The sequence below is a fragment of the Methylomonas sp. 11b genome, assembly GCF_000515215.1.
Taxonomy (GTDB): domain Bacteria; phylum Pseudomonadota; class Gammaproteobacteria; order Methylococcales; family Methylomonadaceae; genus Methylomonas.
This window is the reverse complement of the sequence record NZ_KI911557.1, coordinates 4,384,309-4,402,139: the sequence shown is the minus strand read 5'-3', so window position 1 is coordinate 4,402,139 and position 17,831 is coordinate 4,384,309. Positions and strand designations below refer to the sequence as shown.

The following is a 17,831-nucleotide window of genomic DNA, read 5'->3' as shown; positions in this document are numbered from 1 at the left end:
TTCTGTTTAGAATCGTACGTTAAAATTAGCTGTCGCCCGGTTCTCAACATAACCATCAAATTGAGAGGAATTAGATATTTGATTGATATGTCGAAACTCGAGCCTGGTATCCATTAATAAAGGCCGTCCCAGATTAATTGGAACGCCCCTACTTACACCCAAAGCGACATCATATCGAGAATTACTGGACAATTCGCCATCCGTATGTTGCCAAGAAGGACGTAGATAAAGGTCCATTCTCGGAGTAAACTGCCATTGCCAACTGCCCGTAACGCCGTATGACATGTCCTCTCCTGAACGAGCTTCGTATGTTCTACGTTCATTAAATACCGAAGCGGTATAACTGCTCTTACCGGTTTGGTAGGAAAAAGAAAGGTTTCCACGCTTTCTAATAATCACGTCATTTACCAAATCAAACGGATTCAAAACTAGCTGGGTATTGTTAAAATTGGGCCCTGGAATCAACGACGATCGTCCGGTAACAGGATCAGTCGGACCAGGGGTTAGAATTCCCCGTGAAACTAAATCTTGAGTATTTACCACCTGAGTTAAACTGCCCGAAGCATCCCGAAGGAAAAAACCCTGCTCGGCGAACAATTGTTGCAGCGTCGTTGTCTCTTGGGAATAATTAAATCCAATAGTCAGCTGCTTAGCTCGATAGTTAAAATTTGCATCCCAAGAATCGCCAGTGTTTAACCCAACATCTTTATTACGATACGTAATGGTCGAACTAAGATTTTCCGATGGATTAAATTGCAATGTAGCATGCTTGTTATTACCGATACCAACCTCAAGTGAATACCACTTGCTTGGCGTCCATTGCCCGCCAACCGTATAAAAAAAACCATTACTTATGCTGTTCGTCGAGGTTTGAAAATCGTTATTTTCAAACCCTACCTGTCCAAAAAGGTTGAATTTATTATTGATATAATATCGGGCATTACCTTGGTATTGTTCAAATCGAACATCTTGTCCGGCAGCCCTACTTTGCTCTTGGGACGAATAGTTCAATCCCCAGTTAACTCTATTAAAGTAACTGCCGCTGGACAATCTAGCCTGACGCGTAATAGTATCTGAATCAGACACTAAACTAGACAACTGCGGTGTGACTGAAGACCCATTCAAATTCTCAAAGGAAGATTTACTATAACCGACTTTAGCTAAACCCGTTGCAAACTGGCCAAAACGAGGTGTCCAATAGGGTGAAACACTAAATGTCTTTACTTCAGTCCGACCACCGTTCCCAGAAATATTATCGGTCGTAACAAACGAATTACTAATATTTTGTTGACTAATTGAACTTGCAGTTTCCAGAAAAAGAGTGTTACGAACGGCTTGATACAAAGAATTCATATTAAGCTGATGATTTATATCTATAGCATCTCTACCACCCGCATTATAGAGACCTTGCATACGATAATTTAAATTGAAATTACTCCAAGGAGAATCTCCATACAACGAAACTCCAGGACTAATCTCAGTTACAAAGCCACTTTTTTTGTTATTTTCAGAAAGCGTCAAATTATCAGAAAATATTTCACTCGCCGATAAACTTGGACTAAATCTCCAATCAAGCGCTTTCGCAGCGCTAGAATGTAAAACCATGCCTACACTTAAACCAGAAAGCAAAGTGGCTAGAGATAAACCGGAAAGACGATTACTGTCACAAATGTCCATATTTCCCATAACTATAATTGTGACCGTATATATCTATCTCTTTTCTTGTTTTGTTCAGAAGGGTCATAACAACATCGCAATTACTAAGCTTCGCAACCGACTCATTAACCACGCTCTGAGGGGTTACTTCCGCCGCGATCACCAGCACTACTTGACCTACAAGTTCTGCAAGTATTTGGGCCTGAGTAGCAACTAACAACGGAGGCGAATCAAAAATAACAATTCGATCTTTGTATCGCCGACTCACTTCTTCCGCAAACAAATACATCCGTTGACTTGATAACAACTCTGTCGAGTATTTATGTCTTTTACCCGCCGTAATTAAACTAAGATTTGGAAGATCTGTTTTTAGTAAAATATCCGAAAAAGTGACTTTATCATCTTCTAGATACTCTATTAAGCCACGAGGGCTATTAATCCCCAATTGTTTTGATATACTTGGCTTTTCTACATCGGCATCTATAAGCAAAACTTTTTTATCTCTTTCGTTAGCGATGCTCAAAGCCAAGTTAATTGAAACGAATGTTTTACCTTCCCCAGGCAAACTGCTGCAAATAAGAATTAAATTAGAACGATTAATACCATTATTTTCCGCGCCCTGTATATTGTTTACCAAAGGTCTCTTAATAACCCTAAACTCTTCAGCTAGCTGAGACTTTGCATTATTATTATCTATAAAACCATTTTCAGCCAAACCAACCCAATCAACAACAACTTGTTGCTCGGGCGAAAATGCGCGGGAAGATTCTCGCAACCCAACCGATTCTAAATTGCTTTCGCTGACACCCAGATCAGGTTTACTTGTGATAGCCGACTCTTGACTATTATTTTCCACAACTAACCCTTGGCTCCCTGCCTTTTTCAGCGCATTCTCTATAATGCTCATATGCTTACCTGTTTAATACCACTTTACTTTAGTATCTCAAATATCATGATACCGATATAGCCACTTAGCAGTATTGCAAAAGTCGAAATAAGTAACCAGTCAATATTATTAGTCTGACTTATGCCCTGTGAGGTAAGAGACACACTACCTAAGGATGGTAGCCCGGTCACAATCCTTACTTGTCTTGTTGACATGAACACTGGTCGTATAAAATAAACCAAAAACGCGACACCGAATCCTAAAATCACCCCAACCAAAAGTGCGAAAGAGTAAAATAATTTTCTATTAGGGGAACTAGGTTTGTTGGGCTTACTAGGGGGATCAGCAATTTTGAATTTCAAACGAGATGTCTGGTCGTCAACGCGTTCGGTAATGTGAGCCTGTTCACGCCGATCAAGTAACTCAGCGTACTTACCGCTTATCGTTTCATAGTCCCGGTTAAGATTTTTCATTTCCGTTTCTATGGTCAATCTTTCATTCAAGCCTTCTTCAAGTTTTGCTATCCTGTTTCGAATTGATTCAACTAAAGTTTGACTAGAAGCAACTTCAGCCTGAGCATTGTCAAAACCCATTTTTAACGCCTGAACGTAGGGATTCGCCATTTTCTCTGCCCCAATACTTTCGGAAAGACCTTCCTGTATATCTCCGCTTGCTTGTGTCTGACTCGCCTTAGTTTGATTCTCTTGAGTTTTCAGCGTCTCAATCAACTTATCAATTTCAATTATTTCTGGATGGCGCTCGGTATATTTCAGCAACAATTCAGTGCGCTTATCTTTCAGCGATTCTATCCTTGCATTATCTGCAGATACTTCCTGAGTGGATGTAGGTAGCCCCCAGTCTTCTTCAGACTCTTGGATCTCAGCAACCTGCTCCGCTAATACATTTCGTCGAGAAATAGCTTGATCTAGAGCCGTGTTGGCATCTAAATACTGTTCCTTCATTTTCTGCAAACTCTGAAATTGATCTGAGCCGTTGAGTAAATCTATGTTTGCGCGCTTGAATTCTTCTTTTGCTTTTTCAGCATCTTGCAGCCTAATCTCGTATTCTCGTATCTGCTGTTCGATGAAACGTTGCGCATCACTTGCGTCAGCCAATGCCTTCCCCTCAGTTTGTTCTGAAAACACGGTAAGAACAGCCTGGACCACACTCTTCGCAACTTCAGGATCTTGGGAAGTATACGCAATATCGAATATATCTCCTCTGCCTCCGGCAATTGTTATGTCTTTCTTGAGTTTCTCAATCAATTCCGTAGCAGATCCTGAGCTATCCTGCGATCTACTTAGTTGAGATAGCGCAACAATTTTTTCCAGATTAGGTCTCGTAAACATTAGCTGCTGAATTATTCTGATCAGCGCAGATATATCAGGCTCTATAACCATCCCTCTCATGAGAGGTCTAATCACTGTGGCTGAATCAATATGAACTTTGGCTTTAGATTCAAATTTATCGGGCATCATAAAAATGTACGCCCAAGCAGCTGAACAGACAACCAAAGCGAAAACGATGGCGAGGCGCTTGTACTTTAAAGTACCTTTCAAATAAAAATAAACTTCGGAAAGATCTTGCTGCATATTAACTAGCCGTTGTTTTCAATCTAAAATTAATGGGGATACTACCTACAGAAAAAGTCAAACTACCTAAAAATACGCATCGGGAATAATTAAAATGTCCCCAGGCATCATCAAGACATTAGCTGACAAATCTGTATCATCAATCAGGTCGTCAATCCTTACTCCAAAAGGCTTCAATTCTCCATTCACGTCCCTGATAACACTGGCTCTATTGCCATCAGCATATTGGTTCAGACCAATTTGAATAATAACATCCAATAACGTCATCCCCCTCTCGTATGGAATGGATTTACCCTGGTAACGTCCTACGCCACCACCACCGGCTCCACCACCACCGCCACCGGCTCCACCACCAATTCTCCCAATAACCCTGATTTGCTGAGTGCTAATCCCTTTGAATCCGCTTACCATAACAACCACCTGCGGACTCTTGATATAGGTCGAAAGCACCTTCTCAATGTCCCGAGCAAGTTCAAATGGCGTTTTACCACTGGCCAACAATTCTTCTACTAGAGGAACGGTTATCTTTCCATCCGGACGAACGGGTGCTGAAGTAGATAACTCAGGGTTACCCCAAACAAAAATGTTGACACTATCACCGGGCCCTATCTGATAAGTATAATCAGCAGCCTGTTGCACATCCTCAAGCAGAGGTTGGGAACAACCAACAATACTAGAAACAAGGACAAACTCTATCAAACAGTACAACAACTTTTTTTTAAATATCGGCATATTCATAATCTAAGTAGTTACCCCAATTACCTGCTCAATTCTCTACTTCTTCAAGGATTTTTTTTGCGTTATCTTTACCAGAAAAACTTCGTTTTTGCTTTTCAGACATACTAATAGCTTGTTTAAGCTCACTTATTGCAGTCGCTTTATTACCCGCATTCATGTGTGCAACTCCTAAGTGATATCTAAACTCAGGCAGTTTAGGCTCTTTTAGAATCAAGGACTGTAATAACTTAAGTCCCTCCTCATTACTACCAGCTTTAATTAATGCCCAAGCATATGTATCTTGAAAATAGGAATTCTCGGAATCTTTAAATACTTTTGCTAACTCCATACCTTGACCAATCTCGTCGCGACTGTTTGACTCCACCAATAATGATGCTAAATTGTTAATAGCTAATTTATTGTCAGGATTTTTATCGAGCACTGATTTATACGCCCTGATTGCATTTTCCTTTTCGTTTAATTGCTCATACAAAGCAGCCAGAGCCATAGCTAATTGAGGATCATCTGGATTGACTTCCAATCCTCGCAAATACACATCTTTAGCTGAAGAAATATTTTTATTCATCATGGCCTCAACCCTTGCTAGAGCGAGATAAATAGATACTGCCTTTGGAGTGTGTTTAATCTGATCCGTCAGCAGCTTTTTGGTTTTTACAAAATCATTATTTGCAATATATATATCACTCAAAGCACCGACTGCATTTAATTGATCAGGATACTTCAAATGATGCTTTTCTAAATAAGCAACAGCCTTATCTCTTTGCCCAAGAGCCTCGTAAGATCTAACTAAATTAATCAATGAATTTAGATGATTAGGATACTGTTGTATCAATCTGTCATACAAGCTAATTGATTCAGAATACTTACCTTTACCCTGCAAAATATTGGCTTGAAGATATATAGGCATCGCCTTATCTTTAGAAAAAAGTGCTAGCCGCTGAATAGCCTCTTGGGCGCCATCCCACTTTTTCTCCAAAATATCCAACTCAGCCTTACTGGTAAGCAGTAAAACATCGTTTTGTTTTATCGATAACGCCTTTTCAAGATATTGTCTAGCATTTTCATTTTGCCCAGCCTGTATGTAGTTACTATATACTCGAGAAAAGGCCGTCAAATTGGCTGGATTAACTTCTAAGGCCTGCTTAAAACTTTTCTCAGCCTGTTTCCGATCTTGTTTTATCAAATAGGCATCACCTAACAAGGAATAAACATCGTCTACATTAGTTTTGTTCCATATAAGCTTATTCAGAAACTCAATGGCTTCATCCGTTTTATTTTGAGCCAGCAAAAAGCGACCTTTAAGCAAATTTGCCTGAATCAATTCTGAATTAACACTAAGAACATCTCTCAACGAGCTTTCTACAGCACTAAACTGCTTTTCCGTTAGCGCAATTTCCGCAAGAATGACTTTAGCTGACAAGCCTGCTTCGTTATTCTTCTCTAGCTGAACAACTTGTTCCAATCCTTCTTTACCAGTCTCAGCATACCCTGACGCAACCATCCATTTCGATAGCTCTAACAACACCTTAGGTTGCCCTTGATGACGGTTAAGCATAGCCTTGTACTCTGGAATAACCCGATCTTTAGCACGAGCATTTAGGAATTCGATCAAAACGATTTCAGGTTCGCTTTTATCATTTGATTTTTCAACCATTTCCCTTAATAGCCTCTCCGCCTCCTCAAGCTTATCAGTCATCGAGTAAATGGAAGCCAAACTCAATTTAAAGTTACTAGCATCCGGGTATAACTGAATAAGCTCCTCATACCCCTTTATCACACTATCTATATTATTCAGCCCTGCATCGAGTTTAATTTTAAATAAACGCAAAGGAAGGTTTTTAGGCTGTTTTTCCAACGCTCTATTTACCAATCCCAAGGCTTGATCTATTTCATTTTTTTCAGCAAGTAAAGCCGCCTGCAACGACAACGCCTCAACATTATCCGGGCTGTCCTTCAAAACAAAATCAACTATTTCCGCTGCTTGATCTTTTTTCAACTGCTTAATATAAACTGATGCCTTGATCAATTTTGCATCAGTATTGCTTGAATCACTTGCCAAAACTGACTCAGCTTGCTCCAATGCTTTCTCCAAATCTCCGAAAACGATATCGAGCTTACCCAGTTTTATTTTTGCGGAAGTCAAACTTGGCTCTAATTCTAAGGCCCTAATTAGGTTTTGCCGCATAGACTTGAAATTATTATTTTTTTCGTCCAATAAGGCCATATAGAAATAGGTCTCACCAAACTTATCGCTGCTTTGGCTAGACGTCTTCAACTCCAGCAAGGACTTATCAAACTCCCCTTTTTCAAAAAACTCCTTACCTTTTTGCAAATGACTCTGAGCAGCCTCCTCCGGAGAGGAACATGCCGCTGTTTGCAATAAAAATGAGCATGCGAGCACTACGGAACTGATTATTTTTTTCATCCTATTACCAAAACCTCGATATTTTATCTGGCTACCTATTAATCGCCGAGAAATATATAATTACATTCGATCCCGTCATATTAACTAACAATATTTTCTTTTATCCAGGAATATAACTCTAACAAATCGGGATGCATATTTCCCAAAACAGCCTGAGTAGTAATGAAATAAGGCGCACGTATTCCATGATAGTCAATATCCTTACCAACTCGTTGAAAATCTATACCTGACCGATGCATCAAACGCGGCAAGAACGGCTCCATCATTGCAAACACATTTGTACGCCCATCAACCTCTGTCAGGACTGTGGCAGCAAAAAAACAAGCAACTGCTATTGACGAAAAAGTCCTCTGCTCTTGAGGCGAAAACTGTAAGCCGTTAATTTCACCGAAACGCGTTAGAGTCTCTCCAGTACGTCTACGAAACGCCCCATCCACAGCTAATCTGGATATTTCGCATACTGTATTTCTCTGAAGCTTTAAATTATCTATAAGCTTGCTATCTAAACTAACTCCACAGTATTTTTCTAACGGCAATGGATTATTGTGTCGTTCTCCGATAGCAGGAACCATTCTTACACAACCAGCCGGGATACCAGTTTGCAAATGCGTAATCAAACAGTGGCGGGAATATTGATCGTATTCGTCTACTTCAAGGCGATTAGCAAAACGTTCAACAGGCTCATATTTAAACTCTTCACAATAAACACGATATCTTACTTGAAAAACAAATTCCTTTTGAGCGTCACTTTCAGCGAGACCCACCTTGAAGTAACGGCTAAAACTTTCTGCCAGTGATAACTTAGGCCCCACATCCATCTTGCCCTCTCATTTTCACGAGCATCATCCAACTACAAATATTTATCGATGTCATGTGCTTTAATTCCCCATGCCAGTAAATGCGCTATTCGATCATTTGCTAATCCCAAACGATTAGACATAGCTTGAAACAAGCCTTTCAAAAATAAATAACCCTGCACCGGATGATCGTCCAAGTAAACGCTCAACATGTCACTACGAACTTCAAGTAAACACACATCAGTCAATGAAACAACAGAGGCCGTTCTCTCTCTGGGCTCGTACAAACAGACATCTCCAAATACTGCCCCAGCCTCTAAATCACAGAGGCCGGGACTTATGCGCCGATTCCCATCCAGCTCTGCACCACCTAACACTCTAACAACACCTTCTTCTATGAGAAATAATGTGTTTCCTTGCTGGCCTTTTTTAACGATAGTCTGCCCCGCACTTAGGCGATATCGTTTCCAGCCGGAACCGTCGGAGAATTGCGCATTAGTTAGTACGTCACTAAATAATTCTTTCATGTCCGCCTGAATTTGCAAAGTAATGATCCTACCTACTGCTTATAAGGTCGTATAATAATTAACGTAGTATAAAAAACACTTAAAATCGACACTAAATGCAAAGCTACATTTATTACAGCTACTTGAGCGCAGCAATCGCTTATGGTTTTTTACTTTTATACGCTTGCTTTAGGAAAAACTGGCATCTGCCTTTCATAATAGCAGTTTTGTGCTCTTTAGCATGGTGCACAAGCGTGATAATCGCCACAAAAAACAGCCATTTCTTCTTCGCTGACACGCTGCCGTACGAAACTCTCCGCAATGCATCTTGGTTTTTGCAGCTTGGAGCACTGCTATCCAAACAGATATACAACGATCACAAGCAAATATTTAAGTCGAATGTTAGTGTGGTCGCTACCCTAACTATCGTGCTGGTTTTAGGTATTGAGATCTTCCCTGGCTACCTAACCCTAATCCGAGAACATCTGAACGTCGATCCTCGTTTCGCATCGCACGTTGTATCCGCTGTATTTGGCCTCATCCTGGTTGAGCAGCTTTACCGCAGCACCCCCCTGAAGCAAAGGTGGAATCTCAAATTTCTGTGTATAAGCCTTGGCTCGCTATTCGCGTTCGATTTGCTCGTTTACAGCAAATCACTGCTATTCAGCAGCTTAGACTTCGAGCTCTGGCAGTCACGAGGTGTAATTAACGCACTCATGACACCACTTTTAGCAGTCACATTGACCCGACTAAAGCTTAACAGCCAAAGTACAGAACTGACAACACCTCGCAAAACTATTTTTTACTCAACGATCCTGCTAGGTTGCGGCATCTATTTAATCCTCATGTCGTTTGCCGGTTTTTATATCAAACGCGCAAATACCGAATGGGGTGAGGCTGCACAAACTCTGTTTATTTTCCTCGCCATTCTCCTGCTGATTATCCCGTTTACATCCGGAAAAATACGGGCGATCTCCAAGGTGTATTTTAGTAAGCACTTTTTTCACTATAGCTACGATTACCGAGAAGAGTGGCTCAAGATCAGCAAATCGCTGGCAAAACTTGAGTCGCTTGAGGAACTGAAAGGATTCATCATAACCACTTTGACGGACTTAGTAGAAAGCGCAGGGGGCGGTTTGTGGTTAAAAAACGATCAAGGCCATTTTTTTCTAGCCGCAGAACAAAACCTCAAACTCACTCCACAAGAAATTGAATATCTCCACAACATAGGCGACCTGCCTCAATATTTAGCTAACAAGCAATGGGTCATCGATTTTTTCGAACTAGCTCATGCTCCAGAAGTGTACGATGATATAGATCTATCGCCGTGGTGCTACGAAGATAGCCAAGTGTGGCTTATAGTGCCGCTATTTCACCTAAACAAACTTGAAGCTTTTGTCGTGTTAACTCAGGCGCGCGCGCCAAGAAAACTTGACTGGGAAGACCACGATCTTTTAAAAACTGTGGGAATGCAACTTGCCAACGCTCTCGCGCTGAACCGGACAAGCGAAGAACTCGCCAATAATCGTCAATTTGAAACTTATCACCGCCTTTCAGCATATTTGGTACATGACCTCAAAAATCTGGTGGCCCAGATTTCCCTGATCGTAAAAAACGCGGAAAAACATAAACATAACCCGGACTTCTTCGACGACACCATAGACACGCTAAATAACGTAGTCAAAAAAATGCACCATATAGTCGAACAGTTAAAACAAGGCGAGACCAACACAACCACAGCCAATACCTTCATTAATTTGGTGGAATTGGTTAAAAACATCGCGCAACAGCATCTCGGCACTCCGCCATTGCAGATGGAAACCACAGTCAGCGAGTGTTTCGTGACGGCCGACAAAATCAAACTTACCAATATCTTGACTAATTTGGTTCAAAACGCCCAAGACGCCATAGCGACAAGCGATGGATGGGTTAAGCTTGAATTAACAAAAAACCAAGACTATGCTGTCATCAAAATTATCGATAACGGTATAGGCATGGACCACCAGTTCATTGCTGAACGCCTATTCAAGCCGTTCGATACGACAAAAGGCAATGCCGGAATGGGTATCGGCGCCTACGAAGCCCGCGATTACATTCTAAAGCAGTCCGGAAATATCCGGGTTGATAGCAATCCAGGCCAAGGCACTGCTTTCACCATTCAATTACCACTAGCTCAGCGAGTTTCCGCAAATCAAGGAAATAATGATCACTTCTAAAGTACTGTTAATTATTGAGGACGACCTAGGCTTACAAAAACAACTGAAATGGGCCTTCGAACAATACGAAGTAGTAATTGCAAGCAATAGAGATGAAGCAATAGCAGCACTTAGAAGATATACCCCAAGCGTCGTTACCTTGGATCTCGGTTTACCACCCGACCCTACCAACGCCACTGAAGGCCTAGCCACTCTCAAGGAAATCCTCGCGTTAGCGCCAGCCACTAAGATAATCGTGGTAACCGGCAATGATGACCGCGCAAATGCTATTCATGCAGTAGCCTTAGGCGCTTATGACTTTTATCAAAAGCCGGTAGACCCGGACGTCTTGGGCCTAATCATAGAAAGAGCGTTTCAACTCGACGCATTGGAGCGCGACTATCACATATTGCAGCAACAAAAGCCCCTGACGGGCGTGATCGCCACCAGCCCACAAATGCAGGCGGTCATGCGGATGATTGAAAAAATTGCACCTACTCAAGCGACTGTATTGCTAATCGGCGAAAGCGGCACCGGTAAGGAGCTAATGGCAAAAGCCTTGCATCGCTTAAGCGCACGCGCCTCTCAACCTTTTGTAGCGGTGAACTGCGCAGCCATACCAGAAACATTGTTAGAGAGTGAATTATTCGGCTACGAGAAAGGTGCATTCACCGGCGCGGTAGCACAAACTAAAGGCAAAATCGAATATGCGCAAGGCGGCACATTCTTTTTGGACGAAATCGGCGACCTACCTTTTGCCTTACAAGCAAAATTGCTGCGATTTATCCAGGAACGCGTGATAGAACGGTTAGGGGGTAGAAAGGAAATTGCCGTGGATGTGCGCATCATATGTGCAACACATCGCCATTTACCCGATCTTATTGCACAAGGTAATTTCCGGGGCGACTTATATTACCGGCTCAGTGAGATCGTCGTTGATATTCCTCCCCTGCGCGAGCGCGAGGGGGATATCATCACGATAGCCAATGTACTGTTACAACGCTATTGCCGCGAAAACAATTCCAAGGAAAAGCATTTTTCCCACGACGCTGCTCGTGCTCTTGAAGCTTATAACTGGCCCGGCAACATTCGTGAGATGGAGAACAAAATCAAACGTGCCGTCATTTTATCCGACAACAATTTCGTCACCGCCGAAGAGCTGGAAATTGGTACCGATAGCGACAAGTCTATGCCGCTGAATCTAAAGTCGGTACGAGAAGCGGCAGAAACCATCGCCATCAAACGAGCTCTGACCTACGCAGACAATAACATATCCGAAGCAGCTAAATTATTGGGCGTTACCAGGCCAACCTTGTACGGTTTATTTGAAAAATACGGACTCCAGGCTTTGCTGCGTAATCATACTGATGAACACCAAGAATGACATAGAAGGCCTGGTCAGATAATTCCAGGCCAGAGTTTTACGCGGCGGATTTAAACGGATAAATCATATTCTCGATACATAAGAAATAACCCCGATTTGCTTTACCTGGCGCCCGCCCATATCGACAGAAACGTCATTTGTAATATCCGAATATAAGCGGAAATCGTGTCGGTAGTCCTCAAACCATAAGGAATTTTCCAACACTTGCTTTGTGCTCAAACAATAAAGCAGACGCGTACTCTGACGACTGGCATCGCCTATTTGCTGTATATCAAAGCCTTGTTTTTTAACACTATATGCCAGTGCCGGATTGGATAACATATACCAATGCTTAATACCCTGCCGGAGAGAATAAACAGCCGCCGCCCGATACAGCCCCCACATTATGTCTCTATTGATATTGCGGTAATCGTGCAGAAAACTAATTTTGCGATTTTCTTCAGGTGCGTCTATAGCCGGGTTTCTAAAAGCAAACCGCCTTGCGTCCTTAGTAACGCATAGTCTGGAAATTTCAACGGAATTTTTGTATCTGCCGCTAGGTATACGTTCAGACGTAATGCTACTTTCTTGAAACGGAAAAACGTGACCTTTGGGCTTGACCATCCTCAACCCGCCCAACCACTGCTGCGTGTATTTATGCCTGACTAAAAAATGAATTGCGCTTTTATCCCATTCGTCGATTTCTTGCTGCGCCGGAAACTGCTCCGTATCGTCGAAGCCCATTTCATCGCAATAAACCCGGTATCTGAGTTGATAATGAATTTTTTTACTTTCCGGCGTATCAGCTAAAAATACCTCGAAACAATGATCGAAAGACTGCTTCTGTCGATTCAAGATACACCCCACCCTATAAACAAATATTCATAACAAGTTCAAATAGCTATAGCCACTTTGTCTCGTTCCTCAGGTAAGGATGGTATAGCAAATCGAGTCAATTTCAAGCTAAATTGTAAAAAAAACCGACACTCACTGATTGGATTTTTTTAATTTCCTCGTTCTGTCTAGCTCGCATTCCAGCGTAAATCCAGTGTAAACGGATAGTCTTTATTTAACTCCTCACTCGGTAATTCCAACACGGAGTCCGTCGGCGTATGACCGTGCTGCCAAAAACGACTAACCCTGCGTCCTTCAGCTTCGTAAGCATTAACCGGCAGCGTATCGTAATTGCGGCCGCCCGGATGAGAGACGTGATACGTACAACCGCCGATAGACCGGCCGTTCCAGGTATCAACCAAATCGAATACCAGCGGGGCCTGCACACCGATAGAGGGATGCAAGGCCGACGGCGGGTTCCAAGCCCGATAACGGATACCCGCCACCAGCTCGCCTTGCTTGCCGGTTGCCTTTAACGGCACCCTGCGACCATTGCAGGTTAAGGCATAGCGTTCACCCATCGCCCCACGAAGCGACACCTGCAAGCGTTCCACCGAGGAGTCGACATAACGGGCGGTGCCGCTGCTGGTAATTTCTTCGCCTAACACGTGCCATGGCTCAATAGCCTGATACAGATCCAATTGCAGATCGTTAACCCGCAGACTACCGATTCGAGGAAACCGGAATTCCAAAAACGGCGCGAACCATTCTGTCTTGAATTCGTACCCCGCGGCTTGCAGATCGCGCGCCACATCGTAAATATCGCTGGCAATGAAATGCGGCAACATAAACCGGTCATGCAATTGCGTCCCCCAGCGCACCAAGGGCTTCTTGTATGGCTCGCGCCAAAACCAAGCTACCAGGGTTCGCAGCAACAGCATTTGCATCAAACTCATTCGTGCATGCGGCGGCATTTCGAACGCACGCAACTCCAGCAGACCAAGCCGTCCGGCATCGGTACCCGGCGCATAAAGCTTGTCGATACAAAACTCGCTGCGATGCGTATTGCCGGTCATATCCACCAGTAAATTGCGGAACAGCCTATCAACCAGCCAAGGCGCGGCTACTTCGCCCTCCGGCATTTGTTGAAAAGCAATTTCCAGCTCGTACAGACTGTCATTGCGCGCTTCGTCGACGCGCGGCGCCTGGCTGGTTGGACCGAGAAACAAGCCGGAAAATAAATAGGACAAGGCTGGATGATGTTGCCAATAGGTGACCAAGCTGCGCAACAAATCCGGCCGCCGCAAAATCGGACTATCGGCCGGCGTAATGCCACCCAATGTCACATGATTGCCGCCACCCGTCCCAGTATGCCGGCCATCCAGCATGAATTTCTCGGTGCCAAGCCGTGTCAGCCGGGCCAGCTCATACAAAGTGGTGGTGTTATGCACCAGCTCTTTCCAACTGGCGGCCGGATGAATATTCACCTCTATCACGCCAGGATCGGGCGTCACCGGCAAACGGGTCAGACGCAAATCGTGCGGCGGTTGATACCCCTCTATCACCACCGGCATTTTCAAAGCCGCTGCCGTGGCTTCTACCGATGCGATAATATCCAGGTAGTGCTCCAACTCGGTAGTGGGCGGCACAAATACATATAAGCGGCCTTCACGGGTTTGCACCGACAAAGCGGTATGCGGCACCCATTCCGGGTCGTGCGGCATCTCATCGTCGGCCGCGTCCATTTCGGTCGGATGCAATTCCTGCTTTGCCATTTGACTGTAACGACGGCTAACTTCCGAATCAATATCGCCCAAAGGTTCCACCGGTTCGTAAAGACTGCGTTCATGGGGGTGATCGCGCTTTTCGAACGGCACCCAAGGCAAACTGTTCAAAGGTAAACGCAATCCCATCGCCGAATCGCCCGGCACCAGGAACATCTCCCCGCGGCGGAATTCCCAAGCGCTACTGTTCCAAGCGCTGGCCTGATAGCTCCAGTGCAAAGGCAAAACATAACCGACCGGCGCGCCGAGATCCGCGCTGAGCAATTTGGCCAAGCGCTGGCGCTCCAAGTCGTCTTTTAAATCGACTTGCAAAGGATCGAGGTTTTTCGGAACCAAACCCTCCTGTAATAAATAGTAAAGAGGGTCTTCGAAACCCGGCAGAATGAATTCTCCGGCCACGCCCAGCCGCTTCACCAAATCACGGATAAAAGCTTCCGCCTGCTTGATGTCGAACCCATAATCGCGGGTCTCATCCGCCAACAAGGCCGGATTCTTCCAGATCGGCTTGCCGTCCTTGCGCCAGAAACACGCCAACTGCCAGCGCGGCAACGGCTCGCCCGGATACCATTTGCCCTGACCGAAATACAACAAACCGCCCGGCGCAAAGCTGTCACGCAAACGTCTGACCAGTTTTCCGGCCAACTTGCGTTTTTCCTCGCCGTCGGCATCGGTGTTCCATTCCGGCGCATCCATGTTGTCGATGGACACGAAAGTCGGCTCGCCGCCCATGGTTAGACGTACATCGCCCGCTTTCAGCTCGGCATCCACCTTTTCGCCCAGACGCTCAATGTCTGTCCATTGCCTATCGGTGTAAGGCTTGGTAACACGCGGATCTTCATGGATGCGGCTAACGCGATTGGAAAAACCGAAAGTAGTCTCGGCCTTGCCGACAAAGCCGCCGCTGACCGGTGCTGCACTGACATAGTCGGCGGTGCAGGCTAACGGAATATGGCCTTCGCCGGCAAACAGTCCGGACGTTGGGTCAAGACCAACCCAACCCGCACCCGGGATGTAGACCTCAGCCCATGCATGTAAATCGGTAAAATCGTGATCGGTACCGGATGGGCCGTCCAGCGATTTCACATCCGCTACCAGCTGTACCAAATACCCCGATACAAAGCGCGCGGCCAAACCCATGTGTCGCAACACCTGTACCAACAACCAGCCGGAATCTCGACAAGAACCCAGCTTTTTTTCCAGAGTTTCCTCGCAACTTTGCACGCCCGGTTCCATGCGGATTGCATAATTGACAACCTGATTCACAGCTTGATTGATGCCCACCAGAAAATCGACGATCCCTTGCTTATCCCGCTTCAATCCGGCTAGAAAGGCTTTCAGTAAAGGGCCATGCTCACGAATTTCCAGATACGGCGCCAGTTCCTTGGCTAATTGCTCCGGATAGGAAAACGGATAATGCTCGGCGTACTCTTCCAGAAAAAAATCGAAGGGGTTGATCACCGTCATGTCGGCGATCAAATCCACCTCTATCGAAAACTCGGTGGTTTTTTCCGGAAACACCAAGCGCGCCAGATAATTGCCGAACGGATCCTGCTGCCAGTTAATGAAGTGCTTGTCCGGTTTGATGGTCAATGAATAGGCACTGACCGCAGTCCGTGAATGTGAAGCCGGCCGCAGCCTCAGCACATGCGGAGTCAACTGGACTGGATGATCGTAGTGGTAACTGGTTTTGTGGTTGATCGCGACTCTGATACTCATGCTGACACCGCATTGGCTGCTTCACTCTCTGCCTGCAACAAGCGCAGATTTTCCTCTACCCCGGCCGCGTGCGTTAATTCAGCAACATTCTGCTTGGTGAAAAAACCGTCGAAATTCCCGAAACGTTGTACATATTCCACAATCAACGAGGAATGCTCGGAAGCGCTGGAAAATATCTGTTTTAGACCTTCCTCGCGCGAACCGATGACATCCAACAGAAAATCCTTGCCCCTGGCTCTGATTGCCTGCACCACATAATCGATATTGGCTAGACCGTTGATCTCGCCGTCCGCCACTTCCAAAGCCACATGGTGCAAGCGCGGACCATAGTTACGCACGAAACTTTCGGTCGGCGACGGCAAGCCCACCAGATGATTAACAAAATACGGATGATTGGCAGCGGTAAACACTTTGGCCGGACTGATCCGCTCCTCGGGATAATGAATGCTTTTGGTCACGTTGGTAGACGAATTCTGATTGGCAATGTCGTAAGACCCCCAATAGTAATAGCTCGAGAGCGTCAAATATTCCAAGATCGCCACTTCCCGGTTCTGACTGTAAACCCGGGTGGCTAAATGATCGATGGGCCGGATGAGTTTATCCAGCCCTAATTCTTCCTGAATTTCCTTGGCTTGCAGATAGCCGCGATTCACTTCGTCGAGAATGATGCTGTTTCCCAAGGCATATACTCGGATGTCCTCCGGCGGCCTTTCCCAGTAAGCAACGATGTTATGCGTATACGGCGACGGCTTGACGATAGCCATATTGCCCGGCAATTCCAGTTTGCGGATTTGATCCTGATTGAAGAAGCGGATCTCCCTGGCTTTTTGCTGCTCGACCACTTCATGCAAATTGCTGACCCGAAAAATCTCGCCCATATAGCGCGAATTGGGCTTATGCGCGCCGATCGGATACACCTCGTTCAGACTGCGGAAGATGTCGCCCCGACCGGGTGCACGCACTTCCCGCACTAACAAGTCCGGCGAATTCATATCAATCCGCAACACATGGGTCCAATGACTCTCGGACTCTAAAGTCACCAGATAGTGGTAAGGCGTCATCAACGCCAATTCGCTGACGTAGGCCGCCGAACAGCCTGGCTCCACCGTCAACATCAACGCGTCGATTTCGCGGATCATTTCGGTCAGACCGGTACGATCCCGGTTTTCCAGCAATTTGACCAGAAACTCGTCAAACCAAGGCGAATTGGCCTTGTCGCCCTGCTTGGGGTGGATCAATGAATTTATCATCCGTTTACCTCTAACTCTATTTGTCCGTTAGGCTGAATCGCCAAAATGTCCTTTAAACCGTCGGCAAATCACATATTTGCGACTCGGTT

At 45.0% G+C, this 17,831-nt stretch carries 12 protein-coding genes; 2 read left to right on the top strand and 10 right to left on the bottom strand.

From position 1 onward, the window contains the following. Positions 1-6 precede the first annotated feature (6 nt). The 7 genes from METH11B_RS0121245 to METH11B_RS0121215 all read right to left on the bottom strand — a co-directional run bounded on the left by METH11B_RS0121245 (position 7) and on the right by METH11B_RS0121215 (position 8,621). Entirely contained in the window at positions 7-1,677 is a 1,671-nt protein-coding gene (locus tag METH11B_RS0121245) for a TIGR03016 family PEP-CTERM system-associated outer membrane protein (protein ID WP_231499650.1), read from the bottom strand. Next, positions 1,664-2,563 (bottom strand): XrtA-associated tyrosine autokinase, encoded by a 900-nt coding sequence (locus METH11B_RS0121240; RefSeq protein ID WP_026603758.1) that lies wholly within the window; start codon positions 2,561-2,563, stop codon positions 1,664-1,666. The genes METH11B_RS0121245 and METH11B_RS0121240 overlap by 14 nt, the downstream gene beginning before the upstream one ends. Positions 2,564-2,586: 23 nt before the next feature. After that, complete coding sequence (locus METH11B_RS0121235) at positions 2,587-4,134, bottom strand: XrtA system polysaccharide chain length determinant (RefSeq protein WP_026603757.1); 1,548 nt, start codon at positions 4,132-4,134, stop codon at positions 2,587-2,589. 66 nt (positions 4,135-4,200) lie between these two features. Next, entirely contained in the window at positions 4,201-4,872 is a 672-nt protein-coding gene (locus METH11B_RS0121230) for a polysaccharide biosynthesis/export family protein (protein ID WP_026603756.1), read from the bottom strand. A gap of 28 nt (positions 4,873-4,900) precedes the next feature. Beyond that, the gene (locus METH11B_RS0121225) at positions 4,901-7,297 is read right to left on the bottom strand and encodes a tetratricopeptide repeat protein (RefSeq protein WP_026603755.1); all 2,397 of its coding nucleotides are present in this window, start codon (positions 7,295-7,297) and stop codon (positions 4,901-4,903) included. Positions 7,298-7,377: 80 nt separating this feature from the next. After that, positions 7,378-8,115 carry a PEP-CTERM/exosortase system-associated acyltransferase gene (locus METH11B_RS0121220; RefSeq protein ID WP_026603754.1) on the bottom strand — a complete coding sequence of 246 codons (738 nt, stop codon included), beginning with the start codon at positions 8,113-8,115 and terminating at the stop codon, positions 7,378-7,380. Between the two features lie 32 nt (positions 8,116-8,147). Next, entirely contained in the window at positions 8,148-8,621 is a 474-nt protein-coding gene (locus METH11B_RS0121215; RefSeq protein ID WP_026603753.1) for a Crp/Fnr family transcriptional regulator, read from the bottom strand. A gap of 95 nt (positions 8,622-8,716) precedes the next feature. Here METH11B_RS0121215 and prsK point away from each other — a divergent pair, with 95 nt between their 5' ends. Together prsK and prsR are read left to right on the top strand one after the other, a co-directional pair. Continuing rightward, positions 8,717-10,816 carry an XrtA/PEP-CTERM system histidine kinase PrsK gene (gene prsK, locus METH11B_RS0121210; protein WP_051427017.1) on the top strand — a complete coding sequence of 700 codons (2,100 nt, stop codon included), beginning with the start codon at positions 8,717-8,719 and terminating at the stop codon, positions 10,814-10,816. Further along, complete coding sequence (gene prsR, locus METH11B_RS0121205; RefSeq protein WP_026603751.1) at positions 10,803-12,179, top strand: PEP-CTERM-box response regulator transcription factor; 1,377 nt, start codon at positions 10,803-10,805, stop codon at positions 12,177-12,179. Before prsK ends, prsR begins: the two co-directional genes overlap by 14 nt. Before the next feature lie 63 nt (positions 12,180-12,242). On the opposite strand, the gene METH11B_RS0121200 is transcribed toward prsR, so the two are convergent. The 3 genes from METH11B_RS0121200 to METH11B_RS0121190 all read right to left on the bottom strand — a co-directional run bounded on the left by METH11B_RS0121200 (position 12,243) and on the right by METH11B_RS0121190 (position 17,742). Further along, the gene (locus METH11B_RS0121200; RefSeq protein ID WP_036278053.1) at positions 12,243-13,013 is read right to left on the bottom strand and encodes a PEP-CTERM/exosortase system-associated acyltransferase; all 771 of its coding nucleotides are present in this window, start codon (positions 13,011-13,013) and stop codon (positions 12,243-12,245) included. A 167-nt stretch (positions 13,014-13,180) separates the two neighbouring features. Continuing rightward, positions 13,181-16,492, bottom strand: a complete 3,312-nt coding sequence (locus METH11B_RS0121195; protein ID WP_026603749.1) for a transglutaminase family protein — start codon at positions 16,490-16,492, stop codon at positions 13,181-13,183. Next, positions 16,489-17,742 (bottom strand): hypothetical protein, encoded by a 1,254-nt coding sequence (locus tag METH11B_RS0121190; RefSeq protein WP_026603748.1) that lies wholly within the window; start codon positions 17,740-17,742, stop codon positions 16,489-16,491. Before METH11B_RS0121190 ends, METH11B_RS0121195 begins: the two co-directional genes overlap by 4 nt. Positions 17,743-17,831: the final 89 nt, after the last annotated feature.